The following is a 15,414-nucleotide window of genomic DNA, read 5'->3' as shown; positions in this document are numbered from 1 at the left end:
GCTGACCACGGCGGCAGGCACCTCGTACGTCAATTCACGAGGTGCCGCTCATCAGAGCTTCCCCTGCGCCTTGAGCCGGATGTAGAGGTCCGCAAGCGCCGGCGGGAGCTTCTCTTCGGGTTCCGTCAGCGAGTACACGCCGCTTGCTGACATTGCGCGGCTGAGCGCACGCTGATTGAGCATTTCCCGCTGTGCCGCACCGGCCCGGTACACCTGAGCTGGTGAATAGACCTCGTCGGCCATGTCCTGCAGCTGCGGATCAGAAACCGAGGCGAAGGCAATCTGATGGCCGCGCTTGAGCAGCGGCAGCGAGGGCAGAACATCCTCCTGAATGGTGATGGCATCCAGGGGCGTGAGGAACACGACGAGCGCCTGCGTGGAACAGCGCTTGAGGACTTCCGAGGCCATGACCTGCCAGTCGGACTCGTACAGGCTGGGGAAGACGTCCGCGATCTCTTCGTCGAAGCGCGGAATGGCCTTTTCCCTGGCCAGGGGGCCGAAAGCGGTGCGGATGCGCGCATCGGCGACGATCACGTCAACTCGGTCGCCGGCTGATCCGGCCAAAGCCGTCAGCAGCATGGCGGCTTCGACGAACGTGTCGAACTGGGTGCCCTCAGCCGAGCGCTTCGCCGCCAGGCGGCCGGAGTCGATGACGATCACCACGCGGCGGTCGCGTTCGGGCCGCCACGTTTTGACCATGACCTCTTGGGCGCGCGCCGTGGCCCGCCAGTCAATCGAGCGCACGTCATCACCCGGCACGTATTCGCGCAGCGAATCGAACTCGGTTCCCATGCCGCGCACCATGAGTGCCGTGCGGCCTTCCATTTCGCGCAGGCGGTGCAGTCGCGACGGCAAGTGGCGCCGCGACAGGAACGGGGGAGTGATCGCAACCTGGGCCGGAACATCGAATGACACCTGACGGCCGGCAATCCCCAAGACCGAAAAGCTGCGCAGTGTGACCTTGTCAGCTGACAGCCAGCCGCGGCGCGTGGGCTTAAGCGTCTGCCGGCGCACGTGCGACTCCCCCGCGGCAAGACGGCAGCGGTCCCGGTTGTTCTCTGCACCGGCACTGGGCGACCACGCATCGCGCAGGTGCAGCCTGTACGTGCGCCTGGTCGGATTGTGCAGGGTGAGATCCGCCCACGTTTCCTGACCCAGACGAACCTTGCCGCCGGGAGTGCGCGCCGCCTCAATCCTGCGCGGGGACGGCGTGATGATCAGGTCGACGACAATGCCTACCAGCAGCACCGTGATGCCGATGAGCGCGGCCGTGGTCGTCTGCAGGGCAACAACGCCTACGCCGACGATCCCGGCGAAGACCATGGTGCGCCACGTGAGAACCATCAGCGCGGAACCGCAACCGTCGACACGATCGATTCGAGAACATCGTCGACGTCGAGACCGTCCATGTGCGCTTCAGGGTTGAGGCGCACACGGTGGCGGAAGGAGATCGGCACGAGGAACTTGACGTCGTCCGGGGTGATGAACGCTCGCCCGTACAGCCACGCGTGAGCCCGCGCGGCAGACAGAAGACGCGTAGCACCTCGGGGAGACACACCCAGTTCCAGCGAAGGGGCCTGGCGCGTGGCCTGCACCAGGTCGACGATGTAGCCGAGCACTTCCGGGGCGCAGTAGACATCTGCCACGCGCTCACGGGCGGCGAGGATGCCCTCGGCGTCGATCTGCGGGGTCACACCGGCATCGGCCAGTTTGTCTGCGGCAAAGCCGCCGGCGTGACGCTGCAGGATGTCAAGCTCAGCATCGCGCTGCGGCAGGTTCATCTGGACCTTGAACAGGAAGCGGTCCAGCTGAGCTTCCGGCAGCGGATACGTGCCGTCGTACTCAATGGGGTTCTGAGTTGCGGCAACCAGGAACGGCTTCGGCAGGGAGTACGTGTTGCCGTCGACCGACACCTGCTTCTCTTCCATTGCCTCAAGCAGCGCTGACTGGGTTTTCGGCGGGGTGCGGTTGATTTCGTCGGCGATGAGGATGTTGGTGAACACCGGGCCGGGACGGAACTCGAAGTCGCCGGTCTTGGCGTCGTAGATGGTCGAACCTGTCACATCGCTGGGCATGAGGTCCGGGGTGAACTGGATGCGCGCGTGATCGAGCTCAACAGCGTGCGACAGGGCGCGCACCAGCAGCGTTTTGGCAACACCGGGAACACCTTCCAGCAGCACGTGACCGCCCGTGAGCAGCGCAATGAGCAGAGCGTGCGTGGCGTGGCCCTGACCGACGACCGCGTTGGCCGTGGCGCTGCTGACAGCGCCGAAGCGGGCACGCAGTTCGTGGTCGACGTCCGTCAGCTGGTGGTCCTGGGCCAGGCGGTCAACAAGCGACGAGGCGGGCTGGACACGGGTCTGCTGAGCGCTCGCCTGGGGGTTCTGCTGGGCGGCAGTCGCTGCCGAGGCGGAGCCGGCGGGGGCAGGTACCGAACCGGACGGCTGTGCGCCGGGCTGCTGTGTGCCGGGCTGGTTTTCCGGCATGTCCGGGATGGGAGCGCTGGGGTCGTGCTGGTTTGTCATAGTCGCCTTTCGAGTTCGCTGATGGCCTGAGCCAGGCTGACAAGTTCTGCGTCTGATGTCGGTTCTGCGTGCAGCAGAAGGTGTTCAATGCGCTGTGGGCTTTCGCCCAGTTTGGCCGCGACCGCGCGGCAGACGTCATCCGCGGGAGCCGAAGCGGACATGCTGAGTTTGCGGGCCAGTGCGATGATCGCGGCCTGCTGAATGGGCTGCAGGGCTTCTGGCCGGGCTCCGGCTCGCTGCAGAAGACCCGCGTGTCCGGTTACGGTTTCCTTGGCCGGCACAGTCACCGGCAGGTGCTCGGCGGCCAGTGGGCCGAAGCGGCGTCCGCGCCACAGCAGAGCCACCAGTGTGAGCACGCCGATCCACAGGACTGCGAAGTACACCCACTGGGGAACGAAATCCTGGGTCTCCTGGATATCGGAGTCGATGAAGTCATCGGGATTCGGCCAGAACAGGACGACGGAATCTGCATCCGCAACAAGGCCCATGACGAGTGATGCGTTGCCGTGCAGGGCGATCTCCTCGTTGCCGATCCAACTGCTGTTGCCCAGCACCGTCATAGTGCCCTTGCCGACCGGAGCCTGGACGAAGCCGGAGGCCTGCTTGCCCATGTCGGGGCGGTAGTAGCACTTCACCGAGTCTTTGTGGGTCGAGTAGTAATGATTGAAGGGTGCGCTGACCGGGCCCGCCTTCTGGGCTGTGGGGAAATCGCAGGCGGGTTCGCGGGAACCCGCAACGTCGTCGGGGGCCGCGAATTCCTCTGTCGGGTGGATGGTGTTTCCCCAGCCGCCCATGTCATACGGGGCTGAAAGGATCACATGGCCGCCTTTTTGAGCTGCCGCGGTCATCTTCTGCCTGCTGTCGACGGATATGTCGTCCGGGTTGATGACGACGACCGTCGTGCCCGGCGTGGCAGCGGCTTCTGCGGCCGTGTCGAAGTTTTCGGTCTTTTTAAGCTTGGCGCCGTGGTCCTCAAGGAGTTTGGCGTAGGCGTGGGTGCCGTCTGCGGCGAAGCTGTCGTAGTGCCCGGAACGCCTTTCGTCTCGTTCCGCGGAGGTCAGTGTGATGGCCGCACTGGCCATGAGGAGAACAGCCACCAGCACGAGCCACAGGCCGGCTGATCGGCCGAGAGACTTCAGGCTGCGTCCGGGGCCGGCTGAACGCGTGCCGCGGACCGCGACGTCGAGTGCGGCGCTCATGCGCTCACCTGCTGGGAATTGCGAGAGTCGGCAGTTTCAGCCGCGTCAGCTGTTTCCTGAGCGGGCGCGCGCAGCGCTTGAGCTGCGGAGTCGATCTGCTCGGCAAAGCGGTAGTCGGCTTCGTCTGCGGAGTGGCTGCCGAAGACGATCCGGTCGAACAGCGAGGCGGCCTGATTCAGCTTGTCGCTCATAGCCGGCACTGCCGCGGAAGCCGCTGCTGCAAGCTCCGCTGCGGTCGAGGCGGCCTCGACGTCGATGATCCGCTTCTTGTTCAGCTCTGCGAAGACTGCGCGAATCTGGTTGGCAGCGGCGTCCGCCCAATCGCCGTTCTCGGCCGCTTCGTGTGCGAGTTTGCGGAACACGCAGGGTTCGACGCCGCTGAATTCGGCGTCCATCTGGAAAAGCTGCTTCGAGAAGTCGTCGTCGGTGCCGCGGCGAATCCGCCAGATGACGAAGCCCACAACGGCTGCTGTGAACAGAATGACGCCGATGATGAACCACGGAGACTGGGCACTTTCAACGCTGTCCGCGAGCCTCTGGAAGAACAGGTCGAGCATGCGCTTGATCTTGCCGAAGAAAGAAATGTCGACCTCGCTGTAGCGCGGATCAGACAGTTCGCGTTCGGCCCACTCCCGGCCCTGCTCCGGGGTGGGCTGCTGCAGTCCGCTCATACTTCCTCCGCTTCTGCCAGGAGGACGAGGTCATAGCCCTCTGTGCGCATCCTCAGGTTGAAGTAGACGGTTGACAGAAGTGCCGCCCGGTAGGCGTAGAGGAGAACGCCGATTGCCAGAAACAGCCCCGTGAAGATGGTGCCGAGAACAGCGGCGACAATCGGCCCCTCGAGCTCGCTGCCGCCGAGCATCAGAATCGAGAGCACGCCGATGACGCCTCCCAAGTAGATGAAAGCCGGTGTGGCGATGATGCCGATGACCTGATTGGCCAGCCAGAAGCCGAACACGGTCTGGCCTGCCACCTGCAGGAAGCCGCGGCCGGTCATCTTCCAGGACCGGGCGATTGCGGAGAAGATCCCCACTCGCTCCTGGGTGATGATGCATCCCGTCAGACTCAGGCGAATGCCGAAGAACACCGTCAGCGCCCACCAGACAAGGACGAGAGCCGTTCCCAGGGTCAGGCCGATGACAGTTCCGCCCACAGCGCCGGCAAGAACTGCTGCGGCAAGGAACACCGCGAGCACAATCAGGTGGGCCGTGCCCATCAGCAGTGCAGCGCCGAACAGCGTTCGGCGGGATCCCCGGAGGTGCTGCCACCCCTGGCGCAGTGACATTGTGCGGCCGAAGAATGCTTCGCGGGCGCCGATGCTCGCCAGTCCGCTGAAGACGATGAGAGCAGCCAGGGTGAGGTATTCGACGATTCCCGCGCCGATCTGCACCACAAAGCTCAGACCGCTCAGAGCCTCCTCGGATGAGTCGAGGAGCTTGGTGAAGAAGCTGTGCCCGAAGTACCACGTGATGGCCCCGGCGAGTGCAAACACGCTCGCTGCCAGCCCGGCTGCAATGCCGGCGCTGCCGTAGGTCAGTCCGGGGAGGCTGCGCATCAGGCGGAAGCCGCCATCGAGCACCTCGAAGAAGCCCAGCGGACGTTTGGGCAGAATCCCCGGGACAGGCGGGGGAGACCACTGGGGCCTGCGGCGGGCTTTGGCCGGAACCCGCTGGCCCGTCGACCAGTCGACGGTCAGACCCCAGTCGGGGCTGTTCTGTGTGAACACTTCACTCCTGCGTGATGAGCTTTTGACGAGCCCATCATTCCACAGCTTCCCGTGATCAGGCTGCGCGAAAATCGGCGGGCCGAAGTGAAAACCTTTGGTGGGTAGGGAACAATAAAGGCTATGAACGCACGGATTCTTGTGGTAGACGACGACACAGCGCTGGCCGAGATGATCGGCATTGTGCTTAAGTCAGAAGGATTTGAACCTGATTTCTGCGCGACGGGCGATGCAGCTCTCGGCGCATTCCGCGAATCCAAACCCGACCTCGTGCTCCTTGACCTCATGCTGCCGGGCAAAGACGGAATGGAGGTCTGCCGCGAGATCCGCAGGGAATCCGATGTTCCGATCATCATGCTCACCGCCAAATCCGACACGGTTGATGTTGTCGCCGGCCTCGAAGCAGGGGCCGATGACTACGTGCCCAAGCCGTTCAAACCCAAGGAGCTCATCGCCCGGGTGCGCGCACGGCTGCGGATCAGCGAACCGACCGCGCCTGAGCACCTGACCGTCGGCGACGTCACGATCGACGTGTCCGGCCACACCGTGACTCGCGGCGGCGAGCCGATTTCGCTCACCCCCCTGGAGTTCGACCTGCTGACCGCCTTGGCCCGCAAACCGTGGCAGGTGTTCTCACGCGAACAGCTGCTGGAAGAAGTGTGGGGCTATCAGCACTCGGCGGATACGCGCCTGGTCAACGTGCACGTACAGCGTCTGCGCTCCAAAATCGAGCGCGACCCTGAAAACCCGGAAATCGTCGTCACCGTTCGCGGTGTGGGCTATCGGGCCGGTCACGCTGCGTGAGACTCTGGACGACCGCCCGTCGGCTGGGGCTGCGAGCCTATCTGCTCGCCGTTCGGCTGTTTCGCCGCTCCCTGCAGGTGCGCGTTGTTGCGCTGACGCTCATCCTGTCGATTGCGGCGGTTCTGCTGGTCGGTTCGTACGTGTCGCGGGAAATCGCCCGCGGCCTGTTTGAAGCCAAACTCCAGTCGATCACCTCCCAAACGGCAGGCTATGCCTCGGAGCTTGAATCCACCGCGACATCCGAGGGCATTGCCCAGCTGAGCGAAACCGTGAACACCCAGCTGCGCTCCATGATGGTCAGATCGTCTACTCCGCTGCGCAGCATTGCCCTGGAACCGCGGGATCGCGGACGTTCTGTCGCGCCGATCATCGCCCTTCCGTACGGCCAGGAGCCCGTGCGCCCATCAGAACTCGACGAGGCGTTTCTCACCAAAGCACAGGAAACTCCCGTGGGAACCCAGACGTACCAGTCGATCACCCTGCCGGGGCAGAAGAGCTCGCCCGGCATTGTGGTAGCACAGTCTGTTTCTCTGCCGGGAAGCGGCAAATTCGACCTGTACGTCGTCGCCGACCTGCAGGAGGAGCAGAATACGCTCAACTTCATTCAGCGTGCGCTCACAGTCGCGGGGATCGTCATGGTCGTCCTCGTCGTGGCCGTCGCCTGGCTTGTCACCGGGCTTGTCGTTTCGCCGATTCGCTCAACAGCACGGGCCGCACTGCGCTTGGCCGACGGCGACCTCGACGAGCGCGTCACAGTCACGAGCCATGACGAGCTCGGCGCTTTGGGCCGAAGCTTCAACGACATGGCGGACACCCTGCAGGATCAGATTGTGCGCATGAAAGAGCTCACCGTCTTACAGCGCCAGTTCGTATCCGATGTCTCTCACGAACTGCGCACACCGCTGGCCACGATCGGCGCGGCCACGGAAATGCTGTACGCGGAAAAAGACGAACTCGACACAACCGGACAGCGCTCCGTTGAGCTGCTGAAATCGCAGGTGGAGCGCTTTGAACTGCTCCTGTCCGACCTCCTCGAAGTGTCCCGGCACGACGCCGGCTTCGTCAAACTTGAGACCAAGGAACAGGACATCACCGAAATCGTGTCCAACGTCGTCGACGGGCTGACCATCGTGGCTGAGCAGGCGGGCAGTCAGATCGTCATGCACACGCCGTCGACGCCGGTGACAGCGGAAGTCGAGCAGATCCGCATCGGCAGGATCCTGCGCAACCTCGTCGTCAACGCGATCGAACACGGCGAAAAGAAGAACATCGATGTGTATGTGGCCGCGAACGCAGAATCCTGCGCGATCAGCGTCCGCGATCACGGTGTTGGGCTGACCGTCGAGCAGGTCGAGCACGTGTTCGACCGGTTCTGGCGCGGAGATCCGTCCCGCCGGCGCACACTCGGCGGCACCGGCCTGGGCCTGGCGATTGCGCTGGAAGACGCGCACCTGCACGACGGCTGGCTCCAAGCGTGGGGAAGTCCCGGCGACGGCGCCTGCTTCCGCCTGACCCTTCCGCGCAGGCAGGGAACCGAAATCACATCGTCCCCGCTTCCGCTGCCTCCCGCGGATGCTCCCGCACACGGGCCCGCGCTCATTGCCGGGCCGGCAACCTCGGACGGTTCTGTGCGCGTGCAGACGGGGTCGATACCGATTGTCGTCGAAACCGCATCACCGGCCGATGCGGCAGATGAGGACGGAGAACAGTCATGACCAGTCGCCTCCGACGGTTCGCGGCTGCTGCAAGCGCCTTCTTGCTGACTCTCAGCGCAGCCGGATGCGCCACCATTCCCCACGGAGGGCAGATCGGAACGGCCGCGGTGGAGGAATCCGAGAACGACGTCCAGTCCCGCACAGACCCAGACGGTCCTGCACCGGGGGCCAGCCCCGCTTCGATCGTGCGCGGCTTCCTGGCTGCCGGTTCGAGCTCATCCGGCAGCTTCGCGGTGGCCCGTTCCTTTTTGACCGATGACCTTGCCGGTGAATGGAGTCCGCTCAAAAACGTGTCGATTGTCGAAGCGGGCCTGTCACTTGAAAGCCTCACGGCCTCTGTGACGACCAATTCGCGCAATGTGTCGTTTGCGGTTCCCGTGCAGGCTTCCCTCGACTCTTCCCACGTCTACCGCGACAGCCCCTCCGGCACTGAAACGAAGCTGGAGTTCAGCCTGCGCCAGGTCAACGGCGAATGGCGGATTTCGGATGCTCCCGACGGCATCGTGCTGTCCGAAGCGAACTTCAACCGGATCTTCCAGGCCTACCCGCTGTACTTCTTCACGCAGGACTATTCGTATCTCGTGCCGGACGTTCGGTGGTTTGTCCGCGGCAACGGCACGCTGACGGAAGTGGCCCGCCAGCTGCTCAAGGGCCCCGGGGAACATCTGCGCGGCGCAGTCATCTCCGCCGTGCCGGAGGGAACCACACTCGAACCCTCCGTCGTCACCGCTGAGGGCGGCACGGTCGACGTCGGCCTGTCCCAGGAAGTCGGCGATCTCGATGACACGACGAGCAAACGCCTGTATTCGCAGATTTCCCAAACCATGCGCGCAAACACCTCGATTTCGGACGTTCGCGTCCAAACACCCCAGTCGAACATCACTTCGGGTTCCGATGTGTCTGCTGACCTGCCGGTGGACGCAGCCGCCGTGGTGGTTTCCAGCGGCAGGATCGCGAGGGTCGCGGGCAATTCCTTTGACCCGGTTGAAAACTCGCCGAAAGTGTCGGACAAAGTTCTTCCGGCTCAGTCCTATGACGGTCAGTCTTACTACTACACGAGCGAAAACCGCAAGCAGATTGAGCGCTTCAGCGCAGAAAAAGATGTCGAAACCCTCATCACCGGACACGGCTTCGTGAGCCCAAGCGTCGACCGCTTCGAATGGGTGTACACGGTCGAAGCGAAGTCGGCGGAGATCCGGGCTGTCGGCAAAACCGGAGAACTCGTGTCAATGGCAATGCCGTTTGCCAAAGATCGCACGGTACAGCGAATCGCGGTGTCCCGTGAAGGCAGTCGGCTGGCTGTGCTGTCTTCCGGTGCTGGGGGCACTCGCATCGACGTTGTGGGAATCGTCCGCTCCCGCGAAGGCAAGCCCGACCGTTTGAGCGCGGGTGATCCGCTGCCGGTCGGCCAGAAATTCGGACAGGTGCTGGACTTCAGCTGGGCCGGAAGCTCGTTCCTGGCGGTGCTGTCGGAAGATGAAGCCGCGGCCAACGCGCATCGCCTGTGGACTGGCGGGCCCTCCGTGGGCTTGGGAGCAATTGCCGACGGGCTGACGATTTCAGCAGCCGGGGACCTCGGCAGCATGCGGGTCGGCTCTGACAACGGTGTTGTGTACACGTATACGTCAGGGACGTGGCAGAGGGTTGTCGGGGCAAAGGCGTGGAATCCCATGTACCCGGGCTGACTGTGAAGCTGCTGTCCGACATCGCCGATCTGCTCCTGCCGCGCGTGTGCGCCGGGTGTGGGATTGAGACCGTGTCGCTGTGCGGGGACTGCATAGAGGCCCTTGACGGTCCTGTGCTGCGCAGTCAGCCGCGCTTTGGCCGACTGCCTGTCAGCGGCGCGGGCGTGTACGACGGTGTGCTCCGGCACGTGCTCGTGGCGTATAAGGAGCACGGCAGACGCGACATCGTGGCAGTCCTGGGTCTGCTGCTGGCGCGTGCTGTTGTCGACGCGCTTCAGGACAGCCCGGTGGATGGTCGCCCTGTGATCCTCGTGCCGGTGCCCTCTTCGCCGGCGGCGGTGCGCAGACGAGGAGGCAATCACGTCGCAGCGTGTGCTGAATCTGCGGCGCAGATGCTGCGATCCGACGGTGTGAGTGTCGGGTGCGCGGAAGTGCTGACCGTCAGCGGTCACCGTGATCAGGTGGGGTTTGGCAGTGCGGCGCGGAAGGCGAATGTCGAGGGCACCCACGCCGTTGCACGTGAGCACGCGAGCCTGGTCGGCGACTGGAACCGGCGGGCAAAGGTCATCGTCGTCGACGATATTTCCACCACGGGGGCCACGGGTGCCGAGACGACTCGGGCGCTGATGAACGCCGGGTGCACACCGGATGGACTCGCGGTTATCGGAATCGCACGGGGGAGTTCTCGTCAGCCGGTGCCGAATGCGCTTTAATGAAGGTGACCATCGTTTTTGATGGTTTTCCGACGTCAAAGGAGAGCACAATGGACATCGTCGTCAAGGGACGCGGTCTTGCTATCTCGGACAGCTTCCGCACTCATATCGAGGACAAGATCTCCAAGGCTGAAAAGCTCAGTCCTGATGCCCAGGCCGTTGAAGTCAACATCACCCACGAAGAAAGCGTGCGCCGCCCGGACGAAGCCGTCCGCGTGGAGATCACCGTCTTCAGCAGGGGAGCGGTTCTGCGCGCCGAAGCGCACGCTTCCGATAAGTACGCAGCGCTTGATCTTGCGTGGGCGAAGCTCCTTGAGCGTCTGCGCCGTGCTCGCGACCGGCGCAAGATCTCGCGCAAGGGCGGACACCGCCGCCAATCGACCGGCGAAGTCTTCGCTGACATGCCGGTTGTCGACGCGCCCGCGGCTCCCGCGCCCGCCGAAGACAGCGAACCGGCTGTGGATGAGGCAGAAGACGTCGATGATGCAGACCCCACCAACGGCCGCATCCGGGCCGAGGGTGATTCTCCGGTGGTGCTGCGCGAGAAGACCTTCCCGGCTGAGCCGATCGGCATCGAAGAGGCTCTGAACCGCATGGAGATGGTCGGGCACGACTTCTACCTGTTCATAGACCAGGACACCTCCCAGCCCTCGGTTGTCTACCGCAGGCGGGGATGGAGCTACGGCGTGATTGCGCTGGAAGACTCGCAGAGCAGCTGATACTCCACTTCTGCAGCTTGTGCGCGGCGGATGCCACCGGGCGTCCGCCGCGCTTCTTGTCTGCTCCGGCTGCACTGCGACCGCCGGTTGCGAAGCGCTGAGCAAACTCTGACGGGCGCTGCCGCGGGTTGGCCGCGCGACAGCCGTACGTCTGCGCGTTAGACTTATCTGACGCATGTCGAGATTCGCTGCGCTGAAACGGACAGAGGAGAAACGTGGCCCACATTCTTGAGAAGCTGCTTCGGATTGGCGAAGGACGCACCCTGAAGAGGCTCCGGAACTACGCCACGGCGATCAACAATCTGTCTGACGAGTACAGCGCTATGACAGACGCGCAGCTGCGCGAAGAAACAGACCGCTACAAGGCTCGCGTTGCCGACGGCGAAAGCCTCGACAAGCTGCTTCCCGAATCTTTTGCGGCAGTTCGCGAAGCTTCAGCGCGCACGGTGGGCCTGCGGCACTTCGACGTTCAGCTCATGGGCGGTGCGGCTCTGCACATGGGCAACATCGCCGAAATGAAGACCGGTGAAGGCAAGACTCTCGTTGCGACAGCGCCTTCGTACCTCAACGCTCTGACGGGCAAAGGCGTGCACGTCGTGACGGTCAATGACTACCTGGCCAGCTACCAGTCTGACCTCATGGGGCGTGTTTTTCGGTTCCTCGGAATGGAAACCGGCTGCATTATGTCGAATATGCCGGCTGCCCAGCGCCGCGAACAGTATGCGGCTGACATCACCTACGGCACCAACAACGAATTCGGCTTTGACTATCTGCGCGACAATATGGCGCTGGAAGTCGCCGACATGGTTCAGCGCGGCCACAACTTCGCGATCGTCGACGAGGTCGACTCGATCCTCATTGACGAAGCACGCACCCCGCTGATCATTTCGGGCGCGGCAGAAGGCGACGCGAACCGCTGGTTCGGCGAATTCGCCACGATCGTCAAGCGCCTTAAACTTGACCGCGATTACGAAGTCGACGAAAAGAACCGCACAGTCGGCATCCTCGAGCCCGGCATCGAGCGGGTGGAGAACTATCTCGGAATCGGCAACCTCTACGACGAAGACCACACGTCGCTCATCAGCTTCCTCAACAACTCGATCAAGGCCAAGGAGCTGTTCAAGCGCGACAAGGACTATGTTGTGCTTGACGGCGAAGTCATGATAGTCGACGAACACACCGGCCGTATTCTGCCCGGCCGCCGCTACTCCGAAGGCCTGCACCAGGCGCTGGAGGCCAAGGAGAACGTCGAAGTCCAGGCTGAGAATCAGACGCACGCGACGATCACTCTGCAGAACTACTTCCGCCTGTACGACAAACTGGCGGGCATGACCGGCACCGCCGAAACCGAAGCGGCCGAATTCAACTCGACCTACAAGCTCGGCGTGGTGCCGATTCCCACGAACAAGCCGCTGCTGCGGGAGGACAAGCCCGACCTTGTCTACCGCAACGAAAAAGTGAAGTTCGACGCTGTCGTCCAAGACATCGCCGAACGCCACGAAGAGGGCCAGCCGGTGCTCGTCGGCACGACGAGCGTAGAAAAGTCGGAGTACCTGTCATCGCTTCTGGCCAAGCGGGGCATTCGCCACGAGGTCCTCAACGCCAAGAACCACGCGCGTGAAGCATCGATTGTCGCGATGGCGGGTGTCAAGGGGGCCGTCACGGTCGCCACCAACATGGCCGGGCGCGGTACCGACATCATGCTCGGCGGCAATGCCGAGCACATTGCGGTTGCGGAAATGGAAAGGCGGGGCCTCGATCCGGCTGAGCATTCCGAAGAGTACGAAGCCCAGTGGTCGGGTGTCCTCGCAGCAGCCGAAGAACAGGTGGAAGCAGCCGCAGCAGAAATCCGCAAGCTCGGCGGGCTGTATGTTCTGGGCACTGAACGCCACGAATCGCGCCGTATTGACAACCAGCTGCGCGGACGCTCCGGCCGTCAGGGTGACCCCGGTGAATCGCGCTTCTACCTTTCTATGCGGGATCACCTTATGCGCCTGTTCGGAGCCGGTGCCGCCGAACGGGCACTCGCCCTTGCGAACACTCCCGAAGACGAACCGCTCGAATCGAAGTTCGTCAGCCGCGCTATCCTGTCCGCGCAGAACCAGATTGAGCAGCGCAATGCCGAACAGCGCAAGAACGTCCTGAAATACGACGACGTTCTCAACCGCCAGCGCACGGTGATCTACGACGAACGCCAGCGCGTTCTCGAAGGCGACGACTTCGCAGACCAGATTCACGACTTCCGCGACGATGTTCTGCGCGCCTACGTTGACGGTGCAACGGCGGGTGATCCCGAAGACTGGGAAATGGACAAGCTGTTCATTGCCCTGCAGGATCTCTACGCAACTTCCATCACCCCGGAAGATCTCTACGAGGACGCCGGCGGCAAGGGCAGCCTCAGCCGCGAAAAGATCCTCGAAGAAATTCAGGCGGATGCCGAACTTGCCTACGAAAAGCGCGAACGCGAACTCGGTTCGGAAGCGCTGCGCCAGCTGGAGCGCCGCGTTCTGCTGACCACTATTGACAAGCGCTGGCGCGAGCACCTGTACGAAATGGACTACCTCAAGAACGGCATCGGTCTGCGGGCTATGGCCCAGCGCGATCCGCTCGTGGAGTATCAGCGCGAGGGCTTTGAGATGTTCACCAGGATGCAGGACGGCATCAAAGAAGACGCCACGCGCCTTGTCAACAAACTGCAGGTGCAGGTCAAGACGGTCCAGAGCGACGAGGTCGAAGTCGAGTCCGACGCGCTGCGCACGACGCTGCCGAAGCTGACGCTGGCCGGCCCCAGCGAGCCCGGCGAAGGTGAGAAGCGCTCTGAAGGCCTTGCGGATGAAGACAGCGGCGGTGTCAACCGCGCTGAGCGCCGCAGAAGGAGAAGGCGCCGCTGAGTCTTTTGCCTGCTCATAAACCGAGCCCCGCGCTGCAGCGCGGGGCTCGGTTTATGAGCAGGCCTTCCCTGTTGTGTCAGCCTGTCAGATATTCGCGGACAATCCATCGCCCGCGGTTCTTTTCCAACCGCAGCGCACACGCTTTCGTCCGGGGCCTCAGTGCGATGGAGACAGCGGCCTCTATGACGTTCGGTGCGGGACTGCTCAGGCGCGGGCGGCCGATTCCCCGGATGTAGTCCACAGGCTGTTCGGCGCGCAGGGTCCGGCGCACTCGCAGTGAGGATACGATGGCGCTGCGGACTTCCGGGGCGAGCCACCGTTCAATGGACTGCAGGGTCCGCACGCCGTATTCGACTTCGGTCAAAGCGGTGACGATTGAGCGGACAAAGGCGGCTGCGGCTTCCGCTTCGCGCTGTTTTTCAGCAGCTGTCTGCTCTTTCGGCGTTGGAAGAGGTTTCTTCGGTGCGCGAACGCGGGTTCCGGCGGGTCGGGTCAGGGTGAGCGGTTCGGCGGTCATGGCAGCTCCAGTTCGGTGTTGGGATAGATGAGGTCGGGGTTGCCGTTCAGCACGTCTGCGTTGGCGCGACTGATGGCATTGACGCGCTCAGCTGTTGACTGTCCGGGCTTTGGGTGAGCGAGTGCGATCTTCCAGATGCTGTCGCCCTCTGCGACTGTTACGCGATGGGGCGCGCCGGCTTTGTGCGAGGTCTTCGCCTCTGCCGTTTCGCGAGTTTCACGTGGACTCTCCTTTGGCTGTGAACTGCGCGTCGGTGTTTCCGGCGCTTGTGAATCTGGCGCTTGTGAGCCCGGCGAACTCGACTCAGGCGGCTGTGTCGGCCAGCTGGGGTCTGCCGGAGCGTCGGTGCGAGTGTCGAGATAGGGGGTGTCTCCCGGCGGTGTTGTCGGCCAGTGGGGAGGTGGTGTTGTGCTGTGTGCGCCGACAGTCTGGGGTGCTGTTGATGAGCTCTGCGCAGGTGCGGATTGGCTTGGTGCGGCGTGGGCTGTGCTCGTTGCGAGAACGACTGCCGTCATGGAAGCTGCCGATGCTTTCAATGCGGCGGGGGCGACTCTGCGTGCTCCGGCCGCAAGCGCTGCGGCACCCGGCAGGCCGATGAGGTCAAAGGCGCGAGCGGCCGCGATGAGTGCCAGGGACAGCTGCAGGCGAAGTCCGGCGAGTGCGGCCGCGCACAGGGCTGTCACGACTGCTGCTGCGCCGATGTCTGCGTTCAGGGCTCGGTCTGCCAGAGAGGGCCCTGCTGTCAGCAGCGCGATGCAGATGAGCAGGTGCAGGGCGGACGCTCCCAGGTGAAGTTCGGTTGGCTTCATAGTCACTCCTTTGTGATCAGCTGATATTAAAATACATCACAGGAACTAAAGTGCAACGATGTTCGAATAACTTCGATTAAAGTTTTTGCTCAATGGCTGGATTCTGTGACTCGC

At 63.3% G+C, this 15,414-nt stretch carries 13 protein-coding genes; 6 read left to right on the top strand and 7 right to left on the bottom strand.

Annotated features, from left to right (window positions below):
- Window positions 1-51: 51 nt before the first annotated feature.
- The 5 genes from HMPREF2757_RS10875 to HMPREF2757_RS10855 are packed head-to-tail and all read right to left on the bottom strand — an operon-like array spanning window position 52 to window position 5,450.
- Entirely contained in the window at window positions 52-1,344 is a 1,293-nt protein-coding gene (locus HMPREF2757_RS10875; RefSeq protein ID WP_070576698.1) for a DUF58 domain-containing protein, read from the bottom strand.
- A complete protein-coding gene (locus tag HMPREF2757_RS10870; protein WP_070576696.1) occupies window positions 1,344-2,525 on the bottom strand; it encodes an AAA family ATPase in 1,182 nt (393 codons plus the stop codon). Before HMPREF2757_RS10870 ends, HMPREF2757_RS10875 begins: the two co-directional genes overlap by 1 nt.
- The gene (locus tag HMPREF2757_RS10865) at window positions 2,522-3,724 is read right to left on the bottom strand and encodes a DUF4350 domain-containing protein (protein ID WP_070576693.1); all 1,203 of its coding nucleotides are present in this window, start codon (window positions 3,722-3,724) and stop codon (window positions 2,522-2,524) included. The genes HMPREF2757_RS10870 and HMPREF2757_RS10865 overlap by 4 nt, the downstream gene beginning before the upstream one ends.
- Window positions 3,721-4,395, bottom strand: coding sequence for a DUF4129 domain-containing protein (locus HMPREF2757_RS10860; RefSeq protein ID WP_070576690.1), 675 nt, complete (start codon window positions 4,393-4,395; stop codon window positions 3,721-3,723). The genes HMPREF2757_RS10865 and HMPREF2757_RS10860 overlap by 4 nt, the downstream gene beginning before the upstream one ends.
- Window positions 4,392-5,450, bottom strand: a complete 1,059-nt coding sequence (locus HMPREF2757_RS10855; RefSeq protein WP_070576687.1) for a hypothetical protein — start codon at window positions 5,448-5,450, stop codon at window positions 4,392-4,394. Before HMPREF2757_RS10855 ends, HMPREF2757_RS10860 begins: the two co-directional genes overlap by 4 nt.
- Window positions 5,451-5,570: 120 nt before the next feature.
- Between HMPREF2757_RS10855 and mtrA the strand changes: the two genes are divergently transcribed.
- The 6 genes from mtrA (at window position 5,571) to secA (ending at window position 13,974) form a co-directional block, all read left to right on the top strand.
- On the top strand, window positions 5,571-6,251 hold the full coding sequence (mtrA, locus tag HMPREF2757_RS10850; RefSeq protein WP_070576684.1) for an MtrAB system response regulator MtrA: 681 nt from the start codon (window positions 5,571-5,573) through the stop codon (window positions 6,249-6,251).
- Window positions 6,248-7,966: an MtrAB system histidine kinase MtrB gene (gene mtrB, locus HMPREF2757_RS10845; RefSeq protein WP_070576681.1), complete on the top strand. Its 1,719-nt coding sequence runs from the start codon at window positions 6,248-6,250 to the stop codon at window positions 7,964-7,966. The genes mtrA and mtrB overlap by 4 nt, the downstream gene beginning before the upstream one ends.
- Window positions 7,963-9,651 carry an LpqB family beta-propeller domain-containing protein gene (locus tag HMPREF2757_RS10840; protein WP_070576678.1) on the top strand — a complete coding sequence of 563 codons (1,689 nt, stop codon included), beginning with the start codon at window positions 7,963-7,965 and terminating at the stop codon, window positions 9,649-9,651. The genes mtrB and HMPREF2757_RS10840 overlap by 4 nt, the downstream gene beginning before the upstream one ends.
- A complete protein-coding gene (locus HMPREF2757_RS10835) occupies window positions 9,627-10,364 on the top strand; it encodes a ComF family protein (RefSeq protein ID WP_176745933.1) in 738 nt (245 codons plus the stop codon). The genes HMPREF2757_RS10840 and HMPREF2757_RS10835 overlap by 25 nt, the downstream gene beginning before the upstream one ends.
- Before the next feature lie 50 nt (window positions 10,365-10,414).
- A complete protein-coding gene (gene hpf, locus HMPREF2757_RS10830; RefSeq protein ID WP_070576672.1) occupies window positions 10,415-11,083 on the top strand; it encodes a ribosome hibernation-promoting factor, HPF/YfiA family in 669 nt (222 codons plus the stop codon).
- A 215-nt stretch (window positions 11,084-11,298) separates the two neighbouring features.
- The gene (gene secA / locus HMPREF2757_RS10825) at window positions 11,299-13,974 is read left to right on the top strand and encodes a preprotein translocase subunit SecA (RefSeq protein WP_070576669.1); all 2,676 of its coding nucleotides are present in this window, start codon (window positions 11,299-11,301) and stop codon (window positions 13,972-13,974) included.
- Window positions 13,975-14,050: 76 nt separating this feature from the next.
- Here the strand turns inward: secA and HMPREF2757_RS10820 are convergent, their stop codons facing one another.
- Together HMPREF2757_RS10820 and HMPREF2757_RS10815 are read right to left on the bottom strand one after the other, a co-directional pair.
- Window positions 14,051-14,491 (bottom strand): Rv3235 family protein, encoded by a 441-nt coding sequence (locus HMPREF2757_RS10820; RefSeq protein WP_070576666.1) that lies wholly within the window; start codon window positions 14,489-14,491, stop codon window positions 14,051-14,053.
- Complete coding sequence (locus HMPREF2757_RS10815; RefSeq protein ID WP_070576662.1) at window positions 14,488-15,300, bottom strand: LysM peptidoglycan-binding domain-containing protein; 813 nt, start codon at window positions 15,298-15,300, stop codon at window positions 14,488-14,490. The genes HMPREF2757_RS10820 and HMPREF2757_RS10815 overlap by 4 nt, the downstream gene beginning before the upstream one ends.
- Window positions 15,301-15,414 lie beyond the last annotated feature (114 nt).

Source organism: Brevibacterium sp. HMSC063G07 (genome assembly GCF_001810665.1).
Lineage (GTDB): Bacteria > Actinomycetota > Actinomycetes > Actinomycetales > Brevibacteriaceae > Brevibacterium.
Note: the sequence above shows the minus strand (reverse complement) of the source record. Positions and strands in the feature narration are given on the sequence as shown.

Bases quoted from the DNA above. Each gene is read 5' to 3' on its own strand.
- mtrA (WP_070576684.1), top strand. From the start codon at position 5,571: ATGAACGCACGGATTCTTGTGGTAGACGACGACACAGCGCTGGCCGAG.
- HMPREF2757_RS10820 (WP_070576666.1), bottom strand. From the start codon at position 14,491: ATGACCGCCGAACCGCTCACCCTGACCCGACCCGCCGGAACCCGCGTT.
- hpf (WP_070576672.1), top strand. From the start codon at position 10,415: ATGGACATCGTCGTCAAGGGACGCGGTCTTGCTATCTCGGACAGCTTC.
- HMPREF2757_RS10815 (WP_070576662.1), bottom strand. From the start codon at position 15,300: ATGAAGCCAACCGAACTTCACCTGGGAGCGTCCGCCCTGCACCTGCTC.
- HMPREF2757_RS10870 (WP_070576696.1), bottom strand. From the start codon at position 2,525: ATGACAAACCAGCACGACCCCAGCGCTCCCATCCCGGACATGCCGGAA.
- HMPREF2757_RS10840 (WP_070576678.1), top strand. From the start codon at position 7,963: ATGACCAGTCGCCTCCGACGGTTCGCGGCTGCTGCAAGCGCCTTCTTG.
- HMPREF2757_RS10875 (WP_070576698.1), bottom strand. From the start codon at position 1,344: ATGGTTCTCACGTGGCGCACCATGGTCTTCGCCGGGATCGTCGGCGTA.
- HMPREF2757_RS10860 (WP_070576690.1), bottom strand. From the start codon at position 4,395: ATGAGCGGACTGCAGCAGCCCACCCCGGAGCAGGGCCGGGAGTGGGCC.
- HMPREF2757_RS10865 (WP_070576693.1), bottom strand. From the start codon at position 3,724: ATGAGCGCCGCACTCGACGTCGCGGTCCGCGGCACGCGTTCAGCCGGC.